The 25,127-nt window shown below is 38.6% G+C and carries 23 protein-coding genes; 8 read left to right on the plus strand and 15 right to left on the minus strand.

The features are described 5' to 3' along the window. The first annotated feature begins 123 nt into the window (after positions 1 to 123). Complete coding sequence (locus H7U19_RS01705; RefSeq protein WP_186558109.1) at positions 124 to 507, plus strand: hypothetical protein; 384 nt, start codon at positions 124 to 126, stop codon at positions 505 to 507. Positions 508 to 574: 67 nt separating this feature from the next. Here the strand turns inward: H7U19_RS01705 and H7U19_RS01710 are convergent, their stop codons facing one another. Then, positions 575 to 1,393: an alpha/beta hydrolase gene (locus tag H7U19_RS01710; protein ID WP_186558110.1), complete on the minus strand. Its 819-nt coding sequence runs from the start codon at positions 1,391 to 1,393 to the stop codon at positions 575 to 577. Continuing rightward, positions 1,383 to 2,789 carry an MptA/MptB family glycosyltransferase gene (locus H7U19_RS01715; RefSeq protein ID WP_186558111.1) on the minus strand — a complete coding sequence of 469 codons (1,407 nt, stop codon included), beginning with the start codon at positions 2,787 to 2,789 and terminating at the stop codon, positions 1,383 to 1,385. Before H7U19_RS01715 ends, H7U19_RS01710 begins: the two co-directional genes overlap by 11 nt. 136 nt (positions 2,790 to 2,925) lie before the next feature. Between H7U19_RS01715 and ggt the strand changes: the two genes are divergently transcribed. Continuing rightward, a complete protein-coding gene (gene ggt / locus H7U19_RS01720; protein WP_186558112.1) occupies positions 2,926 to 4,614 on the plus strand; it encodes a gamma-glutamyltransferase in 1,689 nt (562 codons plus the stop codon). On the opposite strand, the gene H7U19_RS01725 is transcribed toward ggt, so the two are convergent. Genes H7U19_RS01725 through H7U19_RS01745 form a run of 5 tightly spaced genes read right to left on the minus strand, consistent with a single transcriptional unit; the run spans position 4,611 to position 10,188 of the window. Then, a complete protein-coding gene (locus tag H7U19_RS01725) occupies positions 4,611 to 6,101 on the minus strand; it encodes a cellulose synthase family protein (protein WP_186558113.1) in 1,491 nt (496 codons plus the stop codon). The two genes, ggt and H7U19_RS01725, sit on opposite strands and share 4 nt — an antisense overlap. Continuing rightward, positions 6,101 to 6,814 carry a glycosyltransferase family 2 protein gene (locus H7U19_RS01730; RefSeq protein WP_186558114.1) on the minus strand — a complete coding sequence of 238 codons (714 nt, stop codon included), beginning with the start codon at positions 6,812 to 6,814 and terminating at the stop codon, positions 6,101 to 6,103. The genes H7U19_RS01725 and H7U19_RS01730 overlap by 1 nt, the downstream gene beginning before the upstream one ends. Next, on the minus strand, positions 6,811 to 7,290 hold the full coding sequence (locus H7U19_RS01735) for a toxin-antitoxin system YwqK family antitoxin (protein WP_186558115.1): 480 nt from the start codon (positions 7,288 to 7,290) through the stop codon (positions 6,811 to 6,813). The genes H7U19_RS01730 and H7U19_RS01735 overlap by 4 nt, the downstream gene beginning before the upstream one ends. A gap of 1 nt (position 7,291) precedes the next feature. Beyond that, positions 7,292 to 8,881, minus strand: coding sequence for a 4Fe-4S binding protein (locus tag H7U19_RS01740; protein WP_186558116.1), 1,590 nt, complete (start codon positions 8,879 to 8,881; stop codon positions 7,292 to 7,294). Continuing rightward, on the minus strand, positions 8,878 to 10,188 hold the full coding sequence (locus H7U19_RS01745; RefSeq protein WP_186558117.1) for an NAD(P)/FAD-dependent oxidoreductase: 1,311 nt from the start codon (positions 10,186 to 10,188) through the stop codon (positions 8,878 to 8,880). Before H7U19_RS01745 ends, H7U19_RS01740 begins: the two co-directional genes overlap by 4 nt. Before the next feature lie 203 nt (positions 10,189 to 10,391). Between H7U19_RS01745 and H7U19_RS01750 the strand changes: the two genes are divergently transcribed. From H7U19_RS01750 to H7U19_RS01770, 5 genes are all read left to right on the plus strand, one after another. Beyond that, positions 10,392 to 11,105, plus strand: a complete 714-nt coding sequence (locus H7U19_RS01750) for a DUF547 domain-containing protein (RefSeq protein WP_186558118.1) — start codon at positions 10,392 to 10,394, stop codon at positions 11,103 to 11,105. A 73-nt stretch (positions 11,106 to 11,178) separates the two neighbouring features. Next, on the plus strand, positions 11,179 to 12,084 hold the full coding sequence (locus H7U19_RS01755) for a hypothetical protein (RefSeq protein ID WP_186558119.1): 906 nt from the start codon (positions 11,179 to 11,181) through the stop codon (positions 12,082 to 12,084). A gap of 51 nt (positions 12,085 to 12,135) precedes the next feature. Further along, entirely contained in the window at positions 12,136 to 13,143 is a 1,008-nt protein-coding gene (locus H7U19_RS01760) for a glycoside hydrolase family 113 (protein WP_186558120.1), read from the plus strand. Continuing rightward, positions 13,140 to 13,874, plus strand: a complete 735-nt coding sequence (locus H7U19_RS01765) for a hypothetical protein (RefSeq protein ID WP_186558121.1) — start codon at positions 13,140 to 13,142, stop codon at positions 13,872 to 13,874. Before H7U19_RS01760 ends, H7U19_RS01765 begins: the two co-directional genes overlap by 4 nt. Next, entirely contained in the window at positions 13,874 to 15,136 is a 1,263-nt protein-coding gene (locus H7U19_RS01770; protein ID WP_186559841.1) for a POTRA domain-containing protein, read from the plus strand. The genes H7U19_RS01765 and H7U19_RS01770 overlap by 1 nt, the downstream gene beginning before the upstream one ends. A gap of 6 nt (positions 15,137 to 15,142) precedes the next feature. On the opposite strand, the gene H7U19_RS01775 is transcribed toward H7U19_RS01770, so the two are convergent. Next, on the minus strand, positions 15,143 to 18,592 hold the full coding sequence (locus H7U19_RS01775; RefSeq protein ID WP_186558122.1) for a pyruvate carboxylase: 3,450 nt from the start codon (positions 18,590 to 18,592) through the stop codon (positions 15,143 to 15,145). Between the two features lie 165 nt (positions 18,593 to 18,757). On the opposite strand from H7U19_RS01775, the gene H7U19_RS01780 reads away from it, so the two are divergent. Then, positions 18,758 to 19,489 (plus strand): metallophosphoesterase family protein, encoded by a 732-nt coding sequence (locus H7U19_RS01780; RefSeq protein WP_186558123.1) that lies wholly within the window; start codon positions 18,758 to 18,760, stop codon positions 19,487 to 19,489. On the opposite strand, the gene H7U19_RS01785 is transcribed toward H7U19_RS01780, so the two are convergent. The 7 genes from H7U19_RS01785 to H7U19_RS01815 form a co-directional block, all read right to left on the minus strand. Further along, the gene (locus H7U19_RS01785) at positions 19,486 to 20,223 is read right to left on the minus strand and encodes a TIGR04283 family arsenosugar biosynthesis glycosyltransferase (RefSeq protein WP_186558124.1); all 738 of its coding nucleotides are present in this window, start codon (positions 20,221 to 20,223) and stop codon (positions 19,486 to 19,488) included. The two genes, H7U19_RS01780 and H7U19_RS01785, sit on opposite strands and share 4 nt — an antisense overlap. 78 nt (positions 20,224 to 20,301) lie before the next feature. Further along, complete coding sequence (locus tag H7U19_RS01790) at positions 20,302 to 21,180, minus strand: DUF547 domain-containing protein (RefSeq protein ID WP_186558125.1); 879 nt, start codon at positions 21,178 to 21,180, stop codon at positions 20,302 to 20,304. 20 nt (positions 21,181 to 21,200) lie between these two features. After that, a complete protein-coding gene (locus H7U19_RS01795) occupies positions 21,201 to 22,100 on the minus strand; it encodes a sterol desaturase family protein (protein WP_186558126.1) in 900 nt (299 codons plus the stop codon). A gap of 28 nt (positions 22,101 to 22,128) precedes the next feature. Beyond that, complete coding sequence (gene arsM, locus H7U19_RS01800; RefSeq protein WP_186558127.1) at positions 22,129 to 23,100, minus strand: arsenosugar biosynthesis arsenite methyltransferase ArsM; 972 nt, start codon at positions 23,098 to 23,100, stop codon at positions 22,129 to 22,131. A gap of 101 nt (positions 23,101 to 23,201) precedes the next feature. Beyond that, a complete protein-coding gene (locus tag H7U19_RS01805) occupies positions 23,202 to 24,014 on the minus strand; it encodes a purine-nucleoside phosphorylase (protein ID WP_186558128.1) in 813 nt (270 codons plus the stop codon). Next, a complete protein-coding gene (locus tag H7U19_RS01810; RefSeq protein WP_186558129.1) occupies positions 24,007 to 24,636 on the minus strand; it encodes a TIGR04282 family arsenosugar biosynthesis glycosyltransferase in 630 nt (209 codons plus the stop codon). The genes H7U19_RS01805 and H7U19_RS01810 overlap by 8 nt, the downstream gene beginning before the upstream one ends. Next, positions 24,629 to 25,123, minus strand: a complete 495-nt coding sequence (locus H7U19_RS01815) for a rhodanese-like domain-containing protein (RefSeq protein ID WP_186558130.1) — start codon at positions 25,121 to 25,123, stop codon at positions 24,629 to 24,631. The genes H7U19_RS01810 and H7U19_RS01815 overlap by 8 nt, the downstream gene beginning before the upstream one ends. Positions 25,124 to 25,127 lie beyond the last annotated feature (4 nt).

A 25,127-nucleotide genomic window follows, 5' to 3' on the forward strand; every position in this document is an offset into this window, starting at 1 on the left:
GAAAACATCTTTTGTATAATAATAAAACGTATATTTATTTGACCGCTACGGAAGTTCCTTTTTGAACTTCTTTTAGTGGCATGTTTTTTGAAACGATAGATTTAAAGATATAAATTCATTACAATGAAAACAAAAACTAGAATACTTGCTTTGGGCAGTTTATTGTTAATTGCCTTTTCTTTTATGAGCTTTACTGCTGAGAAGTCTAAAGCCAACACTTCGGCACATATGTTGGAGCAGGAGGGATTAATCGTTTATGCTACCTACGATGGGAAAGAAGATTACGGGTACAATTTTGTAACCACGGATAAAAACGGTGAAGAAAGAACCTTAACTTTTCAGAGCATAGCTGAGCCGGCGCTTAGCCTTTTTGACTTGAACGCCGATACCTTTGTTGGCACTAAGTTTAAAGTCACCTTTACTAGGGACATCAAAGTGACCAAGGATGAGAACAATATGGAAGACGAAGAGGAAATCAATACGATAACCAATTTAGAAAAGTTATAGGTTTTACCCGCTTTGAACTTATAAAGAAATGGGTTTCTGAAAAGAAGCCTTTTTTTATGCCCCAATTTTAAAGCACCACTTTTAGCAGGTCATAATATTCCTTGGTAATGTGTAGGCCGTTGTGTCCAGCATCCGTAATAAAATGAAGCGTGATGTCGGGCTTTAGCACCAGTAGTTTTTTGGAATTGGTTTCTGGATTTACCAGAAAATCTTTGGTACCATGAAATATATGAATAGGGCATTTTACCTGTTGCACAAATTTATAATTGGGAATATCGTATTTAATCAAAAATTTAGGTACCGGAGGTGCAATTTCTTCAGAAACCAAAGTTTTCCAAGAGTAATACGGGGCATTTAAAATGAGCATTTTAGGTTTATTTCGAGAGGCCACGTAGCTGGCGGCACCCGTGCCCAAAGAAAAGCCCAGCACGGTAATATCTTTTTCCTCATAACGTGTTTTGGTGTAATCGTACACCTTTTGGGCGTCGGATAAAAACTCATCGCTATTGCAATAACCCCCATCGCTTTTGCCATAGCCCCGATAGTCCACAAATATAATATCGTAGTTGTTTTCTAAAAAAAGATGTGCACGCTTTCCCCAATCGTGAATGGCTCCGGCATTACCGTGGAAGTATAAAATAACCCCTTTTGATGCTTCAGCTTTAAACAGGACGGCGTTTAAAAAAATATTGTCTTCTACCTCAATGTTAATTTCCTCAAAAGGTTCTTTAAATTCAAACCTATAGTCCTTGCTTAATATTTTTGGATTGAAGAAGAAGCGCTCCTGCTTAAAATATAAAAACACCAGGGAGGCCAAATAAATTACGATTAGGGCAATAATAGTCCGCGCTAAGCGTCTAAGTATTTTTCTGAAATTAATTCTCAACAGGCTTTCTTTTAAAGTGTTCAAACAAAAATACGGTATAAACCACCACATATTCAATAGCTATCACCCAAAGATTTTCGGATTTATCAGCCTTATTCAGATTGAGGTAGGCCAGATAGCTCAAAATAATTACAAAACTCCACACTAATGGAAACTTGTATTTTGTGAAAACCGATAAAATCAAAAGTGTGGCGATGTACCAAGGGTGTACGGTAGTAGCTGTAAAATAGTATATTGAAAGTACCAATAGCATTGCTGTAATCAACTCCGCCATAGTTTTATTTCTTCTGAAAAAAGTGAGGATAAGTGTCACAACGATCACAACTATTGGAATCACTTTTCCAATAACGGCAATTTCGTTATAGCCTCGAAATGAGTATCCAATTGCCCTGGCGATGTAATATATGCTAGCATTAAATTCAAAATTTTGAAACCAAAGCCCCACGGTTTCAGAATAATTATGGATGAATTCACGAGAATAAAAAGGTAGAAAGAGCAAAGCTGTTGTGCCAATTAAGATGGCATAAAACAATATTAATCGCCATAGTCTTCTCAAAACGTCATTAAGAGTCGATTTCGTCGAAGTAATCTTTGGATTTAAAGAAGATTGCTTCTCTCCGTTCGCAATGACGGAGGGTTTCATAAACCACTGAAAAAAGAGGGGCAAGAAAATTAACGGTATCAATTTCACAGAAATAGAAAGTGCTAAAACCACGGCACTCCATCGCCACTTTCCAATAAAAAGTAAATAAAGGCTCCATATTAAAAAGAAAATCATAACGCCTTCAAAGTGAAGATTTCCTGTAAGTTCAATAATGATAAACGGATTAAGGATATACCAAAAGATATTGTAAACAGGGATTTTTAATTTTTTCAATAGCCTTATTCCAAAGTGAAGCGTGCCAAAATCAGCAACAATTATCAATAACCGCAATACGACTGCCGAGCCTAGAATGCTCTTTCCTGCAAATATCCCGGCAATAATAAAACACAATTGGTTTATGGGTGGGTAATTCGTAAAATGGCTTGCGTTCAGTGTGCCCATGCCTTCCCGAAGTTCCAATGCTTGCGCTACTGGTAATTCGCCTTGGCCGATAAAAGATTCAACGGTAAATAAATAAGGATTGAAGCCCTCAAGAATCATCCGCCCATCCCAAATAAATCTATAAAAATCTTGTGAGAGGTTGGGTATGGCCAAAATAAAAACGGCCCGAAACCCAAAGGCCAAATAAGTCAGTAATTTGATATTGTGTTTTAAGTGCTTTATCAACTGGAAGAAGAGCAAAAATAGTCCTGCGTAGAGCGCAATGAGCTTTGCATATTCCGTTCGCTCTAAACCATACGCAAAATTCCAGTAAAGTATGATGCTTCCAAGTACAACCAGTACTGGCGCCATATTTTTTTTAAAGAATATCAGATTTAAAAGCACAGGTTAAATATAACGCTATTTGTGAGTTTGATTAAACCACTTGACAGAACAAAATAAATCGAGTAACTTCGTTGGGCTTCATATTCCTTTTAAATTCTGTGCTATGAAAAATTTTAAGTTATCCGTATGGTTTTTGTTTTTGACATTTTCGGCATTTGCCCAAGACCGACTTACAGGGCAATTATTTGCTACCCGTTCTGAGGTTATTGCCCAAAATGGCATGGTGGCCACCAGTCACCCGCTCGCTACTCAAGTTGGGATTGATATTTTAAAAAAAGGTGGCAACGCCATTGACGCCGCTATTGCGGCCAATGCGGCCCTTGGACTTATGGAGCCTACCGGTTGTGGTATTGGAGGTGATTTATTTGTGATTCTGTGGGATGTCAAAACCCAAAAACTATACGGGCTAAATGCAAGTGGCCGATCCCCGAAAAGTTTAACGCTTGAGTATTTTGAAGAAAAAGGATTAACCAGAATCCCTTCAACTGGCCCACTTCCTGTTAGCGTGCCGGGCGCGGTAGATGGGTGGTTTGAGTTACACAACAAGTTTGGGTCGCTTCCTATGAAAACTATTTTGGCTCCGGCCATTGGATATGCAGAAAATGGGTTTCCTTTTACAGAGCTTATTGGGTTAAGTTTTAATCGTACTGTTCGATATTTTAAAAATTCTGGGTTTCCCAATATTGAGGATACTTATATGATTGATGGTAAGATTCCAAAAGAAGGTGAAATTTTTAAAAACCCTTATTTGGCTGATACTTATAAAAAAATAGCCAAGGGTGGCAGGGATGCTTTTTATAAAGGTGAAATTGCTAAAACCATAGCGGATTTTATAAAAGATAAGGGTGGCTTTTTGTCAGAGGAAGATTTGGCCAGCCATAAAAGTGAATGGGTAGATCCTGTATCCGTAAATTATCGAGGTTACGATGTTTGGGAGTTACCACCCAATGGACAGGGCATAGCGGCGCTTCAAATGTTGCAGATATTGGAAGGTTATGATTTTTCAAACATTGAATTTGGAAGTGCCGAGCACTTGCATTTGTTTACCGAGGCGAAAAAACTGGCTTTTGAGGATCGAGCGAAATATTATGCCGACATGGATTTTGCAAAAGTCCCTGTTTCCCAATTGATTTCTGATGAGTATGCTGATGAACGGCGAAAACTAATTACTGAAAGGGCATCGAAATACGAGGCGGGCGAAATCAGTGCTGGTGAAACTATTTATCTTACTACCGCGGATAAGGAAGGCAATATGGTTTCTTTTATACAAAGTAATTATAGGGGTATGGGTTCTGGAATGGTGCCTCCAAAATTAGGTTTTATGTTGCAGGATCGGGGTGAACTTTTTAATTTGAACCGGGGTTATTTTAATACCTATGAACCTGGGAAACGGCCATTCCATACCATCATACCTGCATTCGTCACCAAGGATGGTAAGCCTTTTTTAAGCTTTGGGGTGATGGGTGGCGATTTTCAGCCCCAAGGGCATACACAAATTATTATGAATATTATTGATTTTGGGATGAATGTGCAAGAGGCTGGTGATGCGCCCCGATGGGACCATTCAGGAAGTTCAAAACCTACCGGTGAAACAACAGAGGGCACTGGGACGATCCGTGTTGAATCTGGGATACCTTATGAAACCATTCGAGAATTGATGTGGAAACGACATAAGGTAGGTTTTGGACTGGGCGGATACGGCGGTTATCAGGCTATTATGTGGAATGATGAAAATAAAGTGTACCATGGTGCTTCGGAAAGTAGAAAGGATGGACAGGTTTCTGGGTATTAAACCTTAGAAGCCAGAGACTTAAAAAAGACATAGCCAAAACCAAAAAACAGCATAAGGTGAAAGGGAAACAATCCAAAGTCACCACCTTGGTCTCCCACAATAAAGGCGCTGTACATTCCAAAGCCAAAATACAGCATCAAAAGCCCTTCAAAAACTACATGTACGGATACATTCTTTTTAAGGTATTTGTTGTTCTTCCAGTTGTCTTTATACTTTTTGATATTGAATTTTGGGGTGCGCACAAATTCGCTCTTTTTGCCCCAATGTCCTTCTAAAACCGCAATGGAATTATGTAGTGAAAAGCCCATAGCAATGGAGAAAAACAGGAAAAACGTTCCAATGTAATTCATAAAATTTTTAATACCGCTACCATAGATTTTTCGATACATCATCCAGTAGCAAACAAAGAATATGATAGTACTAATCACGAAGAAACTCATTACATAAAAGTAAGGTTTCAAATGAGTGTATTCGTTTTTGATATAAAGCATTGGAATACTTAGGATAGCTACTATTAGTATGTTCAGGAACATCGTACTATTAAGTAAATGCAACAGCCCATGTACTTTGGTTTTTGCGGATATGTTTTCATTCTTCAAAACTTTCCAGAGCATTTTTCTGAAGTTTTCGGCACCACCTTTATTCCATCGGAATTGCTGTGAGCGCGCTGCGCTAATCACTATCGGCAATTCTGCGGGCGTTTCCACATCTTCCAAATACTTGAATTTCCACTTTTTCAATTGTGCCCTATAGCTCAGGTCCAAATCTTCAGTAAGCGTATCGCCCTGCCAATTACCCGCATCAATGATGCACTCTTTTCGCCAAATACCAGCCGTACCGTTAAAATTGATAAAATGCCCTTTTGAATTTCTACCGGTCTGTTCCAAAGTAAAATGGGCATCCAAGGCAAAAGCCTGAATTTTGGTCAACAGTGAATAGTTACGATTGATGTGCCCCCAGCGGGTTTGCACCACCCCAATGGATTCATCTTTAAAATAAGGAACGGTACGTTTGATCCAATCTTCATTTGGTAAAAAATCGGAATCAAAAATAGCAATGAACTCACCTTTGGCAAATTCTAAACCTTCCTTGAGAGCACCCGCTTTAAAACCTTGTCTATTGGTTCTGGTGATATGTTTGATATCCAATCCAGTTTTTTGAAGTGTCGCAATATGTGCAGCAGTGCTTTCAACCGTTTCGTCTGTTGAATCGTCCAGCACCTGGATTTCAAGCTTGTCCTGCGGATAGTCAATTTTAGCAATATTTTCCAGCAACCGTTCCATCACATACATTTCGTTGAAAACGGGAAGTTGAATGGTAACGAGGGGGATTTCATCGGGATTGGATAAATCGAATTTTGGACAATCCTTTTCCTTATTTTTTGCAGTGAGATAGTTGAACAGCAAATTCAGTTGCGCCAAGGCATATAAAAATATCATCACTAGCGCGATGGTATAAATAACAATAATGACGGCTTCTACATACATTATTTAAAGCTGTATTTGAAAATCCAACTAAGTATTTTTATGCCAGCAAATATACTACCTTTTACGGTTCCTGAAACTTTTGAGTAACCTATTCTGTTTCGGTACTTTACAGGCACTTCGGTATATGATAATTTTTGCTTTAAGGCCTTGAGTTGCATTTCTACAGTCCAGCCGTAGGTTTTGTCTTCCATTTTTAAACCGAGCAGTTTATCGTATTTGATGGCCCTAAATGGGCCTAAATCGGTGAACTTAGCACCAAAAAAAAGTTTCATCAAAAACGTGGCCAGCCAATTTCCAAAAATTTGGGGGCCGGTCATGGAACCCTTTTCACGTAGTCGTTTAACTCGGGCTCCAATTACAAAATCAATGTTATCATTTAGGATAGGCGTGACAATTTTGGTTAGTTCTTCGGGATAATCACTATAATCCCCATCTATAAAAACGATAATGTCCGGTTGTTCTGCTTTTTTGGCAACATAGTCCATACCTTTTAAACAGGCGTAGCCGTAGCCCCTTTGGGTTTTCCTTAACACCGTAGCGCCCGCTTTTTCAGCATTGATTTCGGTAGTGTCACTGGAGTTGTTGCTTACCACGATGATTTCATCCACAATATCGGGAATGTCCGTAACTACATTCGCAATGGAATCTGCTTCATTATAGGCAGGAATGATGACATTTATACTTTGGCTATGCTCAGCACCTGTTTTGCTCATTTTAAATCGTTAAGATTATTGTCTCTTTTGAAAGATCGGAAATCCGTCCATTCCTTAAGTTGTTTTCCGTCCTTAAAACGTCTGGCGGACACTAATCTTTCGTTTTGATACATTAAGCAATAGCCGTTTTTGAGATTGTTCTTTAATTGACATTTATGGTTTAACTTTTCCATAGCGTCATAAAACAACCACCAATTATTTTTTTTGCCATGAATGAAGTGGCCCTCGCTCTCCTTAGTGCCATTTTCGCGGTAAAAGTACCAATATTTTACAGGTTTACCATTTTTAAAATGCCCCTCTTTTTTTGTATTGCCGTTTGAATAGTAGAAGGTCCAATACTTGATTTTCAAATTATCTTCCGTCCAGCCTTCAGATTTCAAAACCCCATTTTTATAGTAGTTCCTTTGATATCTTTTTTGTGCCGAAAGAGTTGAGGTAAGTAAAAGTAGACTGAATACTGCTACTAAAAATCGCATATTACTTTTGATTAACCAATTCCATTAAATCGACATCATTCCCCAACAAAATTTCGTTTGGATTGATACGTCCTTTCATGCTATCGTTTTCAAGTTTTAATACGCCACGCGGGCAAACTGCCGAGCAAATCCCGCAGCCCACACAGCTGGAGCGCACAATATTTTCACCCTTTTGAGCATAGGCGCGAACATCGATACCCATTTCGCAATACGTTGAGCAATTTCCACAGGAAATACACTGTCCACCATTGGTCGTAATTCTAAACTTGGAAAATAAACGTTGCTGAAACCCGAGAATGGCCGCCATTGGGCAACCAAATCTGCACCAAGCTCTACTCCCCAAAATGGGATAAAATCCAGTACCTATTACCCCTGAAAATATGGAACCAATATAAAGGCCATATGCAGAGCGTAACGTACCTCCTTTAATGAAAAATAAATGGTCTGTGGTACTTGTAAAATGCATGATAAGTAAGAGTGTAATGGTTACGAAAAAGCCAATGGCACCCATTTTGGCATCTTTGCCCAATTCTTTTCTTTTGAAGACCATTACACCAACAAAAATCAAAGTTAAAAATGCAATAACAAGGCTGATAAAAACCCCTCGGGTCAACCAGAAGTCATTACTACTGTAGCCGAGATAGGTATAGGCCATCGCGGTAGTCATCACTACAGAAAAGACCAATACCGTATGAATGAGCCAACGCTCCAATCGCCACGCGGAAAGTTTTTTTGAGGATAACTGTCGAAACGAATCACCTGCAGTTTCGGCCAATCCACCACAACCACAAACCCAGGAGCAGTACCAACGTTTTCCAAATTTATAAGTTAAAATTGGAGTGATGACGAATATGGAAATGATGCCAAAAAGCAGCAATGCTAAACCAATCGTTCCGTTGGACAGAAATGCCTTTACGGACCACTCATCAAAAATATAATAGTTGAGCGGCCAGATACTTTTTAAATCGTAATACGGCAAATCGCTGTTCATCACATACATAAATTCCGGAATCAAAAAAGCAAAGCCCAATTGAAAAAACATCACCGAAACTGTGCGTATCTGCTGGTAGCGATTGTGTCGATATTTCAAAATAAATTTATAACCGAAGGCCAAAATGGCAATGGTGTAGAGCGTACCGTAAACAAACCATTGGCTGGCAGGTCGTCCACTTAATAGTTTGCTTAAGGGGTCAAAAAGGCTTATTAAACCTGTGTTTTCCACTCCGTCGGTTCCGAGCCCCAAGTACTTCGGGAAGAAATAAAGTATAATGTAAAATGCGGTAAGGATTACACCAACAATCCAGCCCCAAACCCCTCTGGATGAAATTGATTTTAGCCAAACCCCATCGTTTTTGATACCCTCCAATTTTTTTAGGTAGGCTTCTCTGGAATACAAAATAGTACCTCCAGTGATGAGTCCTAAAGCTAGGGTTAAAAACAACCCTTGATTAGGAAAGTCAACATTGAAAAGCGCCAACGCCAAAATGAAAAGCCCAATAATTCCTAATGCCAAGGCTACTTTTTGGGTGTTTGTAATATCAAGGGCATCCGGTGTTGCCAAAGACATGCTATGGTTTATTTTATTGTTCATGATTGTACGATTTGTAAAGTTTTAGAGAATGCCGAAAGAATTTCGGTTTCGTAACGGCCATAAAATTCTGGGTCGAAATTAGCTTGAGATAAATGATTCATAACATAATCGACATCACGTTTTTCCGTTAGCCATCTATCAAAAACCTCATGGCGCATTCGGATGCCAAATGTATTTATTCCCAAAAATTGATTGGTATTTTTATGATATGCCACAGTAATGCATTTTGTGTCATCTTTGTGTATCCAATGGAAATGAGTTTCATAATCTTGCTTATTGCGCTCGCTAAACACCCATCCGTAAGTCTGGTATTCAATATCCAAAAATTTGGCAGAGTTGAACCAATGTCCAGGCTTGTATTCAATTTTATTTCCACAAATGGTTTGGGCCACTGTTTCGCCCATCATGCGCCCCGTATACCAAACGGCTTCGATAGGTCGGCGTTGGCCAATGGCTTCATGCTGTTCGGCGCAATCGCCAATGGCATAAATATCTTTTACGTTGGTCTCCAAAAAACGATTCACTTTTACACCCCTTCCAGTTTCAATTGCAGAATCCTTTAGAAAATTAATATTCGGGGAGACCCCAGCAGTCAACCCAACCAAATCACAGGCAATTTCTTCACCAGTTTCCTGAATCACCACAGATTTTACCTTTCCGTTTTTATCAGCTTTAATCTCTTTTAAATTAGAAGATAAACGCAAATCGATGTGGTGGTTTTTAATATGGCGGTTAATCATTTCACTTTCACCTTCAGGCAAAACACCATTCCAAAAGCTACTTTCTCTAACTAAAAAAGTAACGGGGATACTTCTGGAATTTAGCATTTCGGCAAGTTCAATCCCAATCAATCCACCTCCAACGATCACGGCGCGCTTACAAACTTTATTATTCGGGGCATATTTTTCCAGGTTTTCCAAATCTTGCTTGTGGTACATGCCCATAACGCCATCCAAATCCTGTCCGGGCCAACCAAATTTATTGGGTTTGCTTCCGGTAGCAATAATCAATTTATCGTATGGAAGTGTATCACCTTCAGCAAAAACCAAGGTTTTTTTATCGGTTTCAATCTCCTTTACAAAGCCTTTTTTAAGGTTGATTCGGTTTTTCTCCCAAAACCAATTTTCGTAAGGTTGGGTATGTTCAAATTTCATGTGTCCCATATACACATACATCAGTGCGGTTCGCGAAAAGAAATAATCAGTTTCTGCGGAAACAATGGTAATTTTTTTATCGGATAACTTTCGAATGTGCCTTGCGGCGGTCACTCCCGAAATTCCGTTTCCTATGATAACAATGTGATCCATAATTTTGTGGTTGCTGTGACATTAGGTCGCACCTAAAGATAAGAACTTAAATGCAAGCCCCTAATTTAGAACAAGTTTAAATTGACCTATTTTTGTAAGGAGTTTTACAGTTTTAAGACGCTAAAAATTTCTTATTTTTTTTGAAAGTTTCTTAAAATACGTCAGACTTAGGTTTCAGAAAATTAAAATTCAAATCGATAAAAATGAAAAAATATATCGCTATATTAGTCATCTTCACAGTTAGTTTTTCAGCTACCGCGCAGGACTTAAAAACATTTTTTAATAAGGCAGATGCTTTTTTTAAAGCCAATGTAGCAAACGGAAGGGTAGCTTATGATAATATCCATAAAGACCCTTCACAGTTGAATGAAGTTTTAAAAATTGCCGAAGGGATTTCAGTTTCAAAAGACAATGCCAAAAACTATCAAGCCTTTTGGATTAACGCTTATAATTTATCTGTAATTAAGGGGCTGATCGATAAATACCCCACAAAATCACCTTTGGACAATGCTGGATTTTTTGATAAAACGAAACACAGTGTTGGAGGCAAAAGCATCACTTTAAATGACATAGAACATAAATTGCTAAGAGGTAATTTTACGGAGCCAAGGTTTCATTTTGTGTTGGTTTGCGGTGCCGTTGGGTGCCCACCTTTAATTAACGAGGCATACATGCCCGACACTTTGGATGCTCAATTGGAAACCCAAACTAAAAAAGCCATTAATGGAGATTTTATTAGAGTGAATGCCAAGAAAAATCGAGTGCAAGTGTCTCAAATTATGGAGTGGTATAAAGAAGATTTTAAAACAAAAGATACAGACGAAATCGATTTTATCAATCAGTATAGAACCGAAAAACTGGAAGGCAAATGGAAGCTGAGTTACTTCCCCTATGACTGGACAATTAATAAACAATAGAACACTGAAAGACCTGTCAGGTTTTCAAAACCTGACAGGTCTGAGAAAAACCAATAAACCAAAAATTAAAACAATGAAAAAGATAATAGCAGTATTAGTATTAATTACCATTTCGTTTAACGGATATTCCCAGGAAGATGATCAAGAAGAAAAGCGCAGTGTCATTCAAACCTATACCCCTTCAATTCTGTTGAAAAAAGGGCAGTGGGACATTAAATGGTTCAACAATTTATATACCGAAACCAAGGATTTGTTTGGAAATCAGGAGGGTACTCAAAAACAGGATATTGCAAGAAAAACATTTTTTACCTCCTCAGTTGATATTTTTACCGGTGTCTCTGAAAACAACAATTTCAACGTTGGTTTGTTATTTGAGATTCGATCTAATGCCATTGGAGGCAGAAATGCTCTAGATGTGTTTTCTTTTGATGGCGAAAGAGGGACAGCACGCTCAGGTTTAACATCGTTTGCACCGGCAATTAAATTTAACCCGATAAAAAGTGTGGGGAATTTCACTATTCAAACCGCATTTCATATTCCACTCATCGATAATGAAACCGAGGATGGGGTGTTCTTGGACCAAGATGGATTCATTTTTCAAAATAGATTCTTCTACGATTACAGTTTTGCAGGTGGAGATTGGCAATTGTTTACTGAATTGAACACGGAATATAATTTTGGAGAGCAAGCAAGTTTTGCCTACAACAGTTTGCGCTTAACTCCAGGTGTGTTCTTGAGTTATTTTCCAAGCTCAAAGTTTACTGTACTTGGTTTGGTGCAACACCTTCAGTTGATTTCTTTTGGTGGCAATGACCAAGGGGCAAACGATTTTAATCAAAATGCGACTATTTTTGGAGGTGGTGCTAAATATCAATTAACAGACGAATTGAATATTGAATTTTTGTATTCCAATTTTGCCTTTGGTAAAGCCACTGGCTTGGGCCAAACCTTTAATATCGGTATAAGGGCGTTGTTCTAAAAAACAAAACCCAAAAAATAGTAACTTAGGAGTTTTTATATTGCTATGTAAATGCGATTATTTAAGCTCCTTTTTCTCATTTTATGTATCAGCCTGGAAGCTTGTACAGCGCAAAGCGACAAAATCAACGGCGTAAGCTTTGTGGCGGCCAATGCTGAGGTGTCTGAAGCTCATGTAAAACCTGTAGTGGATGTCAAGGCAAATTATGTTGCCATTATGCCTTTTGGATTTATTCGGGATTTGAAACACCCGAATATTGTTTACAATACCCACAGGCAATGGTTTGGAGAGACAGCAAATGGAGCTCGGCAATATGTGGGTGAATTGAGAAAAAAGAATATTAAAATCATGCTGAAACCTCAGATTTGGGTGTGGCATGGCGAGTTCACTGGATTTATCGAAATGAATAATGAAACGGATTGGACCACTTTGGAAGCGTCGTATTCAAAATTCATTTTAGAGTATGCTCAGTTAGCGGAAGAGCTAAAAGTTGAAATATTTTGTATCGGCACCGAACTGGAGCGATTTATTAAACACAGACCAGAGTATTGGCATCAGTTGGTTTTGAAAATAAGAAAAATGTACAAAGGAAAGTTGACGTATGCAGCTAATTGGGATGAGTTCAAACGCACGCCATTTTGGAATGAGATGGACTTTATTGGGATTGACGCCTATTTTCCCGTGAGCGACAGCAAAACTCCAACTTTAGAAGAGTGCTTGGAGGGCTGGAAACCCCATGTGAACATAATTCGTGAATTATCCGAGGCGGTCGATAAACCTGTATTGTTTACTGAATTCGGATACAGAAGTGTTGATTTTACTGGTAGAGAGCCCTGGAAAAGTGATAGAAATATGGGGGCTGTAAATTTAGAGGCCCAGGCCAATGCCACAAAGGCCCTGTTTAAAACCTTTTGGAAAGAAGACTGGTTTTCAGGCGGTTTTGTTTGGAAATGGTTTATTGACCACACAAATGTTGGAGGAGAAAAAAATACAAGGTTCACTCCGCAGAATAAGCCTGCAGAAACTATTATAAAATACTATTTTAAGTCAAGCCGATGAGAAGTTTAATTACACTATTATTTGTTAGTTTTTTAATGTCGTGCGTGTCCGATGATTCGGAATCCATCCTGTTTAATAATGAACATATTTTATCCGAATTCATTAGCGATAAAACCTTTAGCGAAAATGAAGTCATTGCTTGCTCGGCAAGTGATAATGAGGCGCCCGATTTGATTAATGTGTATTTCTATCCCGAAATGGGGTCAACAGATTTTAGGCTTTACGAATCCTTTGCTGAGGATGGGAAAGATTTTTCTAAATATCAATTGGTGAATTTGAATTCCGAACCGTTATTTCAAGGCGCGATGCAAGTATTTAAAATCCGCTCCCAAAGTAAATGGTTTGTCGTAACTTTTGAATTGGATAACACTATTGAAATATCCACGCCCATTCGCTCAAAGGTGTTTTCGCAACCAACCACTTGGAGCGATGTTGTATCCATTAATCAAGAAGAGTCACTAATGCCGGTATTTTCATGGGACATTAATTCCGTTGAAAACAATGCTATTTTCTTTCAAGTTATTGCAACTGAAGACCTTCAATTCCTATCCGGAACCTATACCCAAGAAAATAAATTCCAATATTATAATTTAAATAACGTAGTTTTGAATGTTACCCAAGGTACCCCACCAAATCTTGTAAAAGGTGAAACTTACGTATTTACATTGATGGACGTCAGCTTGGATAATTGGGTAAACGAGGTAATTATGACCCCATTTGTGGCCGAATGATGAACAAAATCCTGTTTTTTGGTTTTCTTTTAGGTGTTTCTTTCTGTTTGAAGGCTCAGAACGCTATTGTTGCCGATGTAAAGGTTCAGGGCAACGAAAAATTGAAGACGTCTTTTATAAAAAAAATCGCTTCCATAAAAGCGGGTGATGTATTGGATTCCCTTCGGATTGATGCCGATATAAAACTTTTAAAGCGACTGCCTTCCATATCCCATGCGTCGTATCAAGTATTTCTAGCTGAAGATGGCAAATACAACGTGTTTTATAACATCGAGGAAAATTTCACCTTGATTCCTTCAGTCAATTTTTATACCACGGATAATGACGAATTTGCTTATCGCATTGGGCTTTACGAATTCAATACCTTTGGGAGAAATATCATTTTTGGAGGTTTTTACCAGAAGGATGTTTACGATTCATACGCCATAAATTTTAGGGCACCATTTTTGTTTTCGAGGCATTTTGGACTCGCTGTGAATTATCAGGATTTGACCACTCTGGAACCTGTGTTTTTTGATGACAGAACCGAAGACGATCAATATAAATACAATAATGAGAGCTATGAAATTTTAGGGCTGTATCGCTTAAATTTCAATAATCGTTTTGAGTTGGGTGTGAATTATTTTACTGAGGATTACCAATTTAGAGGGGATAATGTGAATAACAGGCCCGAATTGAAGGTGCATAAATGGCTCTTAAAAGGCATTTACGAGTTCAATAACCTCGATTATTTTTACCAGTACGTTGACGGGTTTCGAAGTATTTTAAACCTGCAATACGTTACCTCAATGGACGCGATGTTGCCAGATTTTTTTATCGGATGGAACGATTTTTTCTATTTTAAAAGAATTGGGGAACGGGGCAATTGGGCCAATAGATTACGAATGGGGTTATCTTCAAATGACGAAACGCCTTTTGCGCCATTTTCTGTTGATAATAATTTGAATGTCAGGGGTGTTGGGAACACCATCGATAGGGGTACCGGGGTCGTCGTACTGAATACCGAATATCGACATACCCTGTATGAGAAAAACTGGTTTGTACTTCAGGGGAATGTGTTTGTTGATGCCGGTTCATGGCGCAATCCCGGTGGTGATTTTGGTGATTTTAGTAAGGCTGATAACGTTAAGGTGTATCCAGGATTGGGCCTGCGTTTTATCCATAAAAAAATCTATAATGCAATCTTCAGGATAGATTATGGCTATGGTATCAGCGAAAATGCCACCAAAGGTTTTGTGTTTGGTATTGGGCAATATTTTTAAAACATCCTATTCCAAAACGATCACCAAATCATCAGAATTTACCATAATTCCAGTTTTTAAAACAATCTTTTTAACTGTGGCATCCGTTGTGGCCGTAATTGTAGTTTCCATCTTCATGGCTTCGATGATAAATAAAGGCTGGTTTTTTACAACTTTTTCACCGCGTTTTACCAGAATAGTGGATAGCATCCCTTGCAGAGGAGCCCCAATTTGATGCTCGTCGTCCTTATTGACCTTTACATTTTCCACTTTATCTATCTTGATTGAAGTGTCCTTGATTTGCACACTTCTGCCTTGTCCGTTTACTTTAAAATAAACGGTAACCATACCGTCATCATTAGGTTTGCCAATGGAGTCCAGGGTTACCAATAAGGTTTTTCCTTTATCTAAATGGACAATGATTTCCTCGCCTATGTCCATGCCGTAAAAGAAATTTTTGGTGGGCAGGTTCATAAGATTGTCATATTTTAAATGCTTATTGTAAGCATCCGTAAACACCTTTGGATAAAGCTGATAGGATAAGAAATCCGTAAAGTCTATATTTCTGCTTAAATCGTGTTCAAATATTTTTTTGAAGGCTTGATATTCCTTTTCAATATCTACCGGGGGCATGTGTGCATTGGGTCTATCAGTATAAGGTTTTTGATCCTTCAGCACCAGTTTTTGAAGCTTTTTAGGGAATCCGCCTACTGGCTGTCCTAATTCGCCTTTAAACAGATCCACCACCGATTGCGGAAATGAAATGCTGTCGCCACGCTCGATGACATCTTGAATAGATAAATTATTACTTACTAAATACTGGGCCATATCACCAACCACTTTAGAGCTGGGGGTAACCTTGATTATATCGCCAAAAAGTTTGTTTACCTCTCCGTACATTTTGGTGATTTCATGAAAACGTGCCTCCAGTCCTAAACCTTGTGCCTGCGGTTTCAAATTTGAATATTGTCCTCCAGGTATTTCATGCTTGTAAACCTCTCCGGATCCTGCTTTTAACCCAGATTCAAAAGGATAATAATATTCCCTGACCGCCTCCCAATAATTAGAATATTCGTTTAGGGAATCTATGTTTATGTCGCTTGCCCTTTCGTGAAATTTCATCATCTCTACCAGTGAATTGAAGTTAGGTTGAGATGTTAAACCAGATAAACCGCCAAGGGCGACATCGACTACGTCAACACCAGCTTCAATAGCTTTTAAGTATGTTGCCGCCTGAATGGACGAAGTGTCATGGGTATGCAGATGGATGGGAATTTTCAATTCGGACTTTAATGCTGAAATAAGCTCGTAAGCGGCATAGGGCTTTAATAGGCCCGCCATATCCTTTACGCCCAAAATATGGGCACCGGCTCCTTCAATTTCTTTGGCAAGATTTACATAATAGTTTAAGTTGTATTTTTTGTTATCAGGATTGAGAATATCATTAGTGTAACAAATGGAGCCCTCGGCCAAACCTTTCGTTCGAGTTCTCACATGTTCTATACAAGGGCCCAAGGATTTCATCCAGTTGAGCGAATCGAAAATCCTGAATACATCAACGCCGTTTTTCCAGGATTTTTCTACGAATTCACCTATAATATTATCTGAGTATGCCTTGTAGCCAACACCGTTGGAGCCTCTTATGAGCATCTGTAACAGTAGATTGGGCATAGCTTTTCGCAACAATCGCAGTCTTTCCCAAGGATTCTCTTGAAGAAAGCGTAGGCAAACATCAAATGTAGCACCGCCCCAAACTTCCATACTGAAAATATCAGAATGATTTTTGGCATAGCCTTCAGCTACTTTCAGCATGTCGAAGGTGCGCATTCTTGTAGCCAATAAACTCTGGTGGGCATCGCGCATAGTGGTATCCGTAAAATGAATTTTCTTTTCATTTAATAACCATTGTGCAAACTTATCGGGTCCCATTTTGTTCAACAAGTCTTTAGTGCCTTCTGGGTATTGGGCATTGGCATCAAACTTGGGTACACTTGGTTTAACGAAGGTTTTATTAGGGTCCTTCTTTTTAACGTCAGGATTGCCGTTAACAATAACATCGCCTAAATAGGTAATCAATTTTGTTGCTCTGTTTCTGGGTGCTTTAAAGACGAATAAATCCGGGTTTGATTTTATAAAATTAACCGTTACCAAGCCTTGTCTAAAGGTGCTGTGCTTTAGAATATTATCAAGAAAGGGCATGTTTGTTTTTACGCCTCGAATCCTGAATTCGGCCAATGCCCGGCGGATTTTTCTACTGGCACCATCAAGTGTCCGGCCATGTGCGGTAACTTTTACCAGCATAGAATCGAAAAAGGGCGATATTTTCGCGCCCTGATAAATACTACCAGCGTCTAATCGAATGCCAAACCCCGATGCACTTCTATAAGCGGAAACTGTGCCATAGTCCGGTTTAAAATCGTTTTGGGGGTCTTCCGTAGTTACACGACATTGAAGGGCAAATCCATTAATTTTTAAAGATTCTTGGTTTGGTATTTTTATTTGTTCATCTGATAGTCTGTAACCCCCGGCAATAAAAAGTTGTGTTTTTATCAAATCAATGTTGGTAATAACTTCCGTTACAGTATGCTCTACCTGTACCCTTGGGTTGACTTCAATAAAGTATATGTCATCATCTTCTACTAAAAATTCTACAGTACCAATGTTGTTATAGTTTACTGCTTTGCAAATTTTTATGGCATAGTCGTACAATGCTTGTTTGGTTTCGTCCTTCAAACCATAGGAGGGTGCAAACTCAATCACTTTTTGGTAGCGCCTCTGCACGGAGCAATCCCTTTCAAATAAATGCACCATGTTTCCATGACTATCTGCAACTATCTGTATTTCAATGTGCTTTGGGTTTTCAACAAATTTTTCTAAAAACACAGTATCGTCGCCAAAGGCATTCAATGCCTCTCGTTTACTCTCGTTATATGCTTTTCTCAGTTCTTCTTCTTCCCTGATGACTCGCATCCCACGACCGCCACCACCAGACGACGCTTTTAACATAATAGGATAACCAATTTTTTCTGCTTCAGAAATGGCAACCTCTATATTTTTTAGGGGTTTTTCGTTGCTCCTAATGATCGGAATATTATTATCAACAGCAACTTGTTTTGCCGTAATTTTATCGCCCAAAGCCTTTAGAACAGACACATTTGGGCCAATAAAAATAATTCCGTTGTCTTTACAGGCTTTTGCGAAATTAGCATTTTCGGATAAAAATCCATATCCGGGATGAATGGCATCTGCACCGTTATCAAGAGCAATTTTTATAATGGCACTTATATCCAAATAAGGTTTTAGAGGTTCATTGTCTTCACCGATTTGGTAGGATTCGTCCGATTTGTACCTGTGGAGGGAATATCGGTCTTCATAAGTGTAAATACCAATAGTTTTTAAATTGATTTCTGTGCAGGCCCTAAAAATTCTAATAGCGATTTCGCCACGATTGGCAACGAGTACTTTTTTGATTTCCAATGAATTGTTGATTTTGGTGGTTTAGTTATTTGCAACTAAATATACTTAAAGTCTGTAGAATAATGGAATATATGCTCTATAAATTCTTTTTTTTAATCTTAATTTGATTTACGTATGAATGTTTATTTTTTAGAAACTACTAGCTTTGTGGAAAAATGAAACAGCATGAGGATATTTGCAATAGGAGACATTCACGGTGGCCTAAAAGCGTTGGTTGAACTTTTAAACAAACTGCAAATCAAGGAGGAAGACCGCCTAATTTTTATGGGAGATTACGTGGATGGCTGGAGCGAATCTGCTCAAGTGGTTCAGTTTTTAATTGAACTATCCGAAAAGTTCGAATGTATCTTCATCAAAGGTAACCATGACGTTTGGTGCGAGGAGTGGTTGCGCGATGGCGATGTCAATAAAGTTTGGTATATGCATGGCGGAAAGGAAACCATGGAAAGCTATGAAGGTTTTAGCGATGCCCAAAAAACAAAGCATTTAGCATTTTTTGAAAATCTAAAAATGTTCCATTTGGATGAAGAAAACCGATTGTTTCTTCACGCAGGTTTTACTTCAATGCACGGTGTGGAAAAAGAAGTGTTCAAAACCACTTTGTATTTTGACCGTACCCTTTGGGAAATGGCACTCACAATGGATAAACGCATTGAAAAGAATTCCGAACTATATCCAAAGAGGCTCACCCATTACAATGAAATCTACATTGGGCACACACCAACCATCAACTACAAACGCTACGAACCAATGAACGCCATAAACGTCTGGAATATCGATACGGGTGCTGCCTTTTTTGGCCCGCTTTCAGCCATAAATATTGACACGAAAGAGGTTTTTCAAAGCGATGTGGTGAAAGATTTGTATCCCGATGAAATGGGAAGAAACCGCTCTTAGGCGTTTACCAAATTTTCTTTGTAGTAACAAATCAGTTCCTGTGCCGAGGCACCCATCCTATTTTTTAAATGGATACGCCAAAAATGATATTGGGTTTTCCATATGCCATGTTTTCGATAGCATCTTGCCGAAGTTGTTAACCATTTAGGTATGACAACAAACTGCTTTTTTTGATACAGTTTTTTAATTAAATCGTTGTCTTCGTAAATGGTGAAGTTTTCATCGTAGCCACCAATGTCATTAAATAGTTTACGGGTAATAAACTGGCTTTGGTCACCGCCTCGGCATGCACGAAAGGGCAGGGCAGTTAACCAACCTGCCAATTTTAACCACCAATGGTCGCTATCGAAACGCATTCTAAAACAGCCTGCTGGCTTGTCTTTTTCAACTGCTTCAACAATAAATTGGTCAAAATATTTTGGGGGATAGGAATCAGCATGCAAAAAGTAAAGTACATTGCCCGTAGCATGTTTTGCTCCGGTATTCATTTGTTTGGGGCGTCCTTTTTCGGAATGGATGAGTTTAATTTTTGAGCCATTAGACCTCACAGGTTTTAAAAACTTGTGAGGCCTAAAAGAAGAAATCTTGTTCAAAGTACCATCGGAACTACCACCGTCTGAAATAATAATTTCCAAGTCATTCGCATTAAATGCATTTTCAATGAGATGATGCAACAGTTTTTTTATGTTGCTAGCTTCGTTTAAAACAGGTATGATGATTGATAATTTGTTCATTTAAAAAAATTTTTGTCATTCTGAACTCGATTCAGAATCTATATGAGATACTGAAATAAATTCAGGATGACGCTAGTGTCATTCATTCAAATCCCAATTATAATCCTTAAAACGAATTTTTGCTTCTTTTGATATGCCTACTTCAGAATATGTATTCAGAAAATCAATCAAAGAACCATTTTGCTTAAAATCCTTTCCAAACCATTGAAAGATTTTGGAAAGCTCCAACCGGTTTTCTGAAATTATATTTCTTTCAGAATCACTCAAAAAATCTTTTGTAGCCTTCGTCAATTGCTTTTCTAAATTGGAAGCGGTGAACGCTTCGTTTTGAAGTTTTGGACATGAATAAGACGCACAAACAATAGCAAAATGGATACGTGGTTCGTCCATTTTTCTTAAAATTTGATGCTCGATTTCATCCAAATTGTACCATTTTTCACCCAGCTTCCAATGGCGCTGTTTCCATGGGTTTTTAATGTCCTTAATGCTTTTTACGGGGTAATGTCGTAAAATCAAATCCACGGTCATGGCGTTGTAGGCATTGATCCAATAGGCGAGTTTTTCTTGTTTGGGAGTGTTGTTGTTTGGCAAGTTTTTGTCGAGTTCTTTGATATAATTGTTTAGACTTTTCCTATCGGATTTGAAGCCTTGGTAATTTACATTTCCAAGTTCTGAAACATGTTTTTGAAGTAAATCATTAAAAGTAGAATGACTAAAATTTGCAGAATCCGTGTCATCTTTTTGAATAGATTCCTCAATAATTTCGGTGTGCTTTTCGGACGCATTAACATCCAACGAATCTATGATTTCAGGGATATCCGTAGAGGGTGACTGTAAAGTGTCTGAGCTTATAGAGGGTTTTGGAGCGGAAGTTGAAGGTGCCTTAGCGACCGTTTTTTTAGTCCCGGAACAGGATATCATAAGGACTAAAAAAACAAAAATTAGTAGGTATTTCATTTGAAGCTTAGATTTCCAGATTAATTTGCCTCTTCACTTTCTGACATAAGCGGATACAGTTCTTGTTTTATAAAATCCTTGGGAAAGGATTCGTCACCTTTAAAGCCCAGTTCAATATCTTTTCCGTTATACGGGATATAATCCGTATTAAAAATATAATCCCAAATACTCAGGGTTAGTCCGTAGTTGACACCAAACCTAACATGTTTTGGTAAATCTTTGGCATGGTGCCAAATATGCATCTTTGGGTTGTTAAAAACAAACTTGAGCACGCCGTAGTTCCATCCCAAATTGGCATGGTTTAAATGGCCGATTGCAATGGCAAAAAAATAGACGATGGCGACATCCTGTGCATTGTAGTTGGCGATTAGTGCCAAAGGAATATATAACAAGGATTTATAAACCACGGGCTCCATCCAATGGTATCGCAGATGTGCCGCGAAGCCCATTTCCTTTACGGAATGGTGCACTTTATGAAAATTCCAAAGAAAAGGAATCCGATGTAGGAGCCGATGTGTATTCCACTGCACAAAATCACTGACCAAAAAGAAAATTAACAGACCCAACCATTTTGGAAGATCATCGGAATCAAACAATTGAAAGTCGGAAAGCGCTAGTCCAATACCTGACAAGGCATCGTTTAAAAGTTCCGAAGCTACATTGGAAAGGGCGATTAAAATGATAAGATTTAACAAAAAGAAATTGAAGAACATATAAAAGGTGTCCAGCCAAAAATCCTTCCGGAATATGGGTTGGTCCTTCCGCCAAGGAAACCATAGTTCCAAACACCAAACCAACAGGGAAATACCGATTAAACCATAAAAATAATTGTCCCAGTGGTTTTGAAATAGTATCTCATTTTTTAGATAGTTCCAATACCCAGAATAGGAATTTTTTATGAGCTCAACATATTTATCCAATCACAAGAATATTCTTTGAATTAAAAAATTAACAACAGCCTCCACCGTCATAATGATAGGTAGATTCACTGATAAAAATGTCATCCCGACCCAAATCGGCTAAAGCTTTGGCCGTTTTATCACAAACTGCTAAGGGTTGATTTTTCAATAAAATATGGCCCTTTTTATCGTCCACAAATTCCTCCTCGCCATAATAAATGGCAGCCTTCCCGGTAAAAACGCAGGGCCCGTCTTCGGGCATAGGGTCTTTAATGGCTGCTACTTCAATAGATTCGATATAAATCAACTCGTCTGTATCATAATGGTTTGGACTTAATACTCTGTAAGGTTTTCTTGCCCTAATTTCAATCGTGCCGAAACCGGCATCGGTTAACATTTTAACGTATTCTGAAATAGGCAAGCTACCGCTTAGGCAAAGGGCTCGTAATCTGTCGTCGTTGCGAAGGTTTTCATTCATTGGTTGCTCGCAGGTAGGATCGCTCATTACCAATCTTCCGTGAGGTTTTAGGACACGATACATTTCAGCGATGGCCTTTTTTAAGTCGTCTGCTTTAAAAATGTTAAATAAACAATTTTGCGCTGCTACATCTATGCTGTTATCTTCAACAGGCAAGTTTAAGGCATCCCCTTTTTTGAGCTCTACAAATTCACTTTTAAACCATTCGTTTTGTTTTTCGGCTTCTATGAAATTCTTTTTCGAGGCCTCCAGCATTTCCTCAACCACATCCACGCCAATCACACCGCCTTTTTGGCGATTGAAATAGGAAAACTGCAATAATTCCATGCCGCCACCAACGCCAACATAAAGCATTTTTGGGTTGTTGGTCAAATCTCTGGCATGAACGGTTGAGCCACAGCCATAATTCATCTCCTGCATGATTTTCGGGATTTTCAGTCCTGGCAATTCCCAAATAGGATTGGTGGTGCAACATAAGCCTACATCGGGGGTTAAAGCGGCTTCTTTATATACGTCGTGGGTCGTGTCTAGGTATGTGCTCATTTTTCAGTGTTCAGTATTCAGTGTTCAGTGATCAGTATTCAGTTGACGGTGTTCAGTATGTCGTTTTCCGTGGACTGCATACTGCCACTGCCAACTGTTTACTATAAAGATTCTATTAATTCTTTGAAGAGGTGCACCATATCGGGTTCCGCTTTGGTAGCCATCGCTATGATTTCCTCAATATTTACGGGTTCCAAATTATCTGGGTCGCATTCATCTGTTAAAACTGACACGGCGGCCACTTTCAATTTTAAATGATTGGCGACTATGATTTCAGGTACCGTGCTCATTCCAACGGCATCGGCACCCATAATTTTCAACATTCTATATTCGGCGCGGGTTTCCAGTTGGGGGCCAACAACGCTAACGTAGACGCCTTCGTGCAATTTGATGCCTTTGGATTTTGCAATGCTTTTAAACTTGGTATTGATGCCGGCATCATAAGGCGCACTCATATCCACAAAGCGTTCCCCGAATTGGGACACGCCTTTGAACGCCAATGGCGAACTTCCTTGAAGGTTGATGTGATCTTCTATCAGCATTAATTCCCCTTTTTTGAAATTCAAATTGATAGCACCTGCGGCATTCGAAACTAAAAGAGTTTTAATGCCCAATTGTTCCATAATTCGAACTGGATAGGTGACATCCTGTAAACTGTAGCCTTCATATAAATGAAAACGCCCCTGCATTACTACGACTTTTTTTCCGGCCAGTTTTCCGAAAATTAACTTGCCCTTGTGGAACTCAACAGTAGCAGTAGGGAAGTTGGGAATGTGGTTATAACTTACTTCTTTTAAAACTTCAACGTCATTGATGAGTTGCCCAAGTCCGGTGCCTAAAATGATGCCAATTTCAGGGCTGTCAAAGCCTTTTTCTTTTAGATAGTCTACCGTTTCGTTTATAAACTTAATCATTCAATTGTTTGATTTTTTCTTGAAGTTCCGCGTTCGATTTGTAAAAATCAGAAGCGATAAGATCTTCAAATGTGTCAATATCATTCAAGGTTTCTAAAATACTAAATGTAATGTTTTTTGACTTTAATTCGCTTAAAGTTTCTTGAAGCAAAATAGACTGGCTCCAAGGTTTGTTTTCGAAGACGCAATCGTGGATTTTAGAGAGTCCAATCAAATAATAACCCCCGTCTATCGCTGGGCCAAATACTGTTTCAGAATGCTCCAAGGCTTTTAGCCCATTGTAGATATGAGAGGCATTGATATCCGGTAAATCCGATCCAATTAAAACGATTCGCTCATATCCATCCGCAAATCCTTGGCCGAAGGCGTTTTTCATTCTGGTACCTAAGTCTTCACCTTGTTGTACAAACTTTTCGAAACCGACCCATTTGGTGTCCAAAATGGCATCTGAAAAATAAATGCGCTTATCTGCTTCAACCTCGGATGTCGCCTTTTCGGTAATATCCACTAATTCTTTATAAACTTCAAAAGCACCTTGATTGCCAATGGTTTTGGCCAATCGGGTTTTTACTGTGCCAAGCTTAATATTTTTTACAAAAACGATGACGAGACCTTTAGTCATATACCTTTATGCCTTTTTTGAGCCATTTGCTCCATGATGCCGAAAATGTATGAATCGAATCCGTGGGGATTTCTTTTGAATTTAGGACTTCCAGGTCATTGTTTTTCCATTCAAAAATACCGCCATATAAATTTAAAACATTAGTGTATCCTGCCTTTTTTAGTTTTTCGGCAATATCCTCGGAACGGATGCCTAAAGAACAGTACACCACTATTTTGACGTTTTTATCGGGCAGTTGGTTTATTGTGTTTTCCAGATTGAAATGGTCGTAGCCTACACAAATGGCATCTTTTAAATGACTGGTTTTGAATTCTTTTTCTTCTCTCGAATCTAATAGAATGACCTCGTTTTGTATTTGATACAAAGAGTCCACCGAAATATAGGGGATGGATTCTGTGTTTTGCTGCTTCAAAAGCTTAGCCAATTTCTTTTGGGAAAACCCTGCAAAAGCACTACAAATAAATAAAAGTAGTATTATGTTTTTCATCTGA

The organism is Hyunsoonleella aquatilis (assembly GCF_014270105.1).
GTDB classification, from domain to species: Bacteria; Bacteroidota; Bacteroidia; order Flavobacteriales; family Flavobacteriaceae; genus Jejuia; species Jejuia aquatilis.

Coding starts and splice junctions, on each gene's coding strand:
- H7U19_RS01705 (WP_186558109.1), top strand. CDS start 124: ATGAAAACAAAAACTAGAATACTTGCTTTGGGCAGTTTATTGTTAATT.
- H7U19_RS01715 (WP_186558111.1), bottom strand. CDS start 2,789: ATGGCGCCAGTACTGGTTGTACTTGGAAGCATCATACTTTACTGGAAT.
- ggt (WP_186558112.1), top strand. CDS start 2,926: ATGAAAAATTTTAAGTTATCCGTATGGTTTTTGTTTTTGACATTTTCG.
- H7U19_RS01725 (WP_186558113.1), bottom strand. CDS start 6,101: ATGTATGTAGAAGCCGTCATTATTGTTATTTATACCATCGCGCTAGTG.
- H7U19_RS01730 (WP_186558114.1), bottom strand. CDS start 6,814: ATGAGCAAAACAGGTGCTGAGCATAGCCAAAGTATAAATGTCATCATT.
- H7U19_RS01735 (WP_186558115.1), bottom strand. CDS start 7,290: ATGCGATTTTTAGTAGCAGTATTCAGTCTACTTTTACTTACCTCAACT.
- H7U19_RS01740 (WP_186558116.1), bottom strand. CDS start 8,881: ATGAACAATAAAATAAACCATAGCATGTCTTTGGCAACACCGGATGCC.
- H7U19_RS01745 (WP_186558117.1), bottom strand. CDS start 10,188: ATGGATCACATTGTTATCATAGGAAACGGAATTTCGGGAGTGACCGCC.
- H7U19_RS01750 (WP_186558118.1), top strand. CDS start 10,392: ATGAAAAAATATATCGCTATATTAGTCATCTTCACAGTTAGTTTTTCA.
- H7U19_RS01755 (WP_186558119.1), top strand. CDS start 11,179: ATGAAAAAGATAATAGCAGTATTAGTATTAATTACCATTTCGTTTAAC.
- H7U19_RS01760 (WP_186558120.1), top strand. CDS start 12,136: ATGCGATTATTTAAGCTCCTTTTTCTCATTTTATGTATCAGCCTGGAA.
- H7U19_RS01765 (WP_186558121.1), top strand. CDS start 13,140: ATGAGAAGTTTAATTACACTATTATTTGTTAGTTTTTTAATGTCGTGC.
- H7U19_RS01770 (WP_186559841.1), top strand. CDS start 13,874: ATGAACAAAATCCTGTTTTTTGGTTTTCTTTTAGGTGTTTCTTTCTGT.
- H7U19_RS01780 (WP_186558123.1), top strand. CDS start 18,758: ATGAGGATATTTGCAATAGGAGACATTCACGGTGGCCTAAAAGCGTTG.
- H7U19_RS01785 (WP_186558124.1), bottom strand. CDS start 20,223: ATGAACAAATTATCAATCATCATACCTGTTTTAAACGAAGCTAGCAAC.
- H7U19_RS01790 (WP_186558125.1), bottom strand. CDS start 21,180: ATGAAATACCTACTAATTTTTGTTTTTTTAGTCCTTATGATATCCTGT.
- arsM (WP_186558127.1), bottom strand. CDS start 23,100: ATGAGCACATACCTAGACACGACCCACGACGTATATAAAGAAGCCGCT.
- H7U19_RS01805 (WP_186558128.1), bottom strand. CDS start 24,014: ATGATTAAGTTTATAAACGAAACGGTAGACTATCTAAAAGAAAAAGGC.
- H7U19_RS01810 (WP_186558129.1), bottom strand. CDS start 24,636: ATGACTAAAGGTCTCGTCATCGTTTTTGTAAAAAATATTAAGCTTGGC.
- H7U19_RS01815 (WP_186558130.1), bottom strand. CDS start 25,123: ATGAAAAACATAATACTACTTTTATTTATTTGTAGTGCTTTTGCAGGG.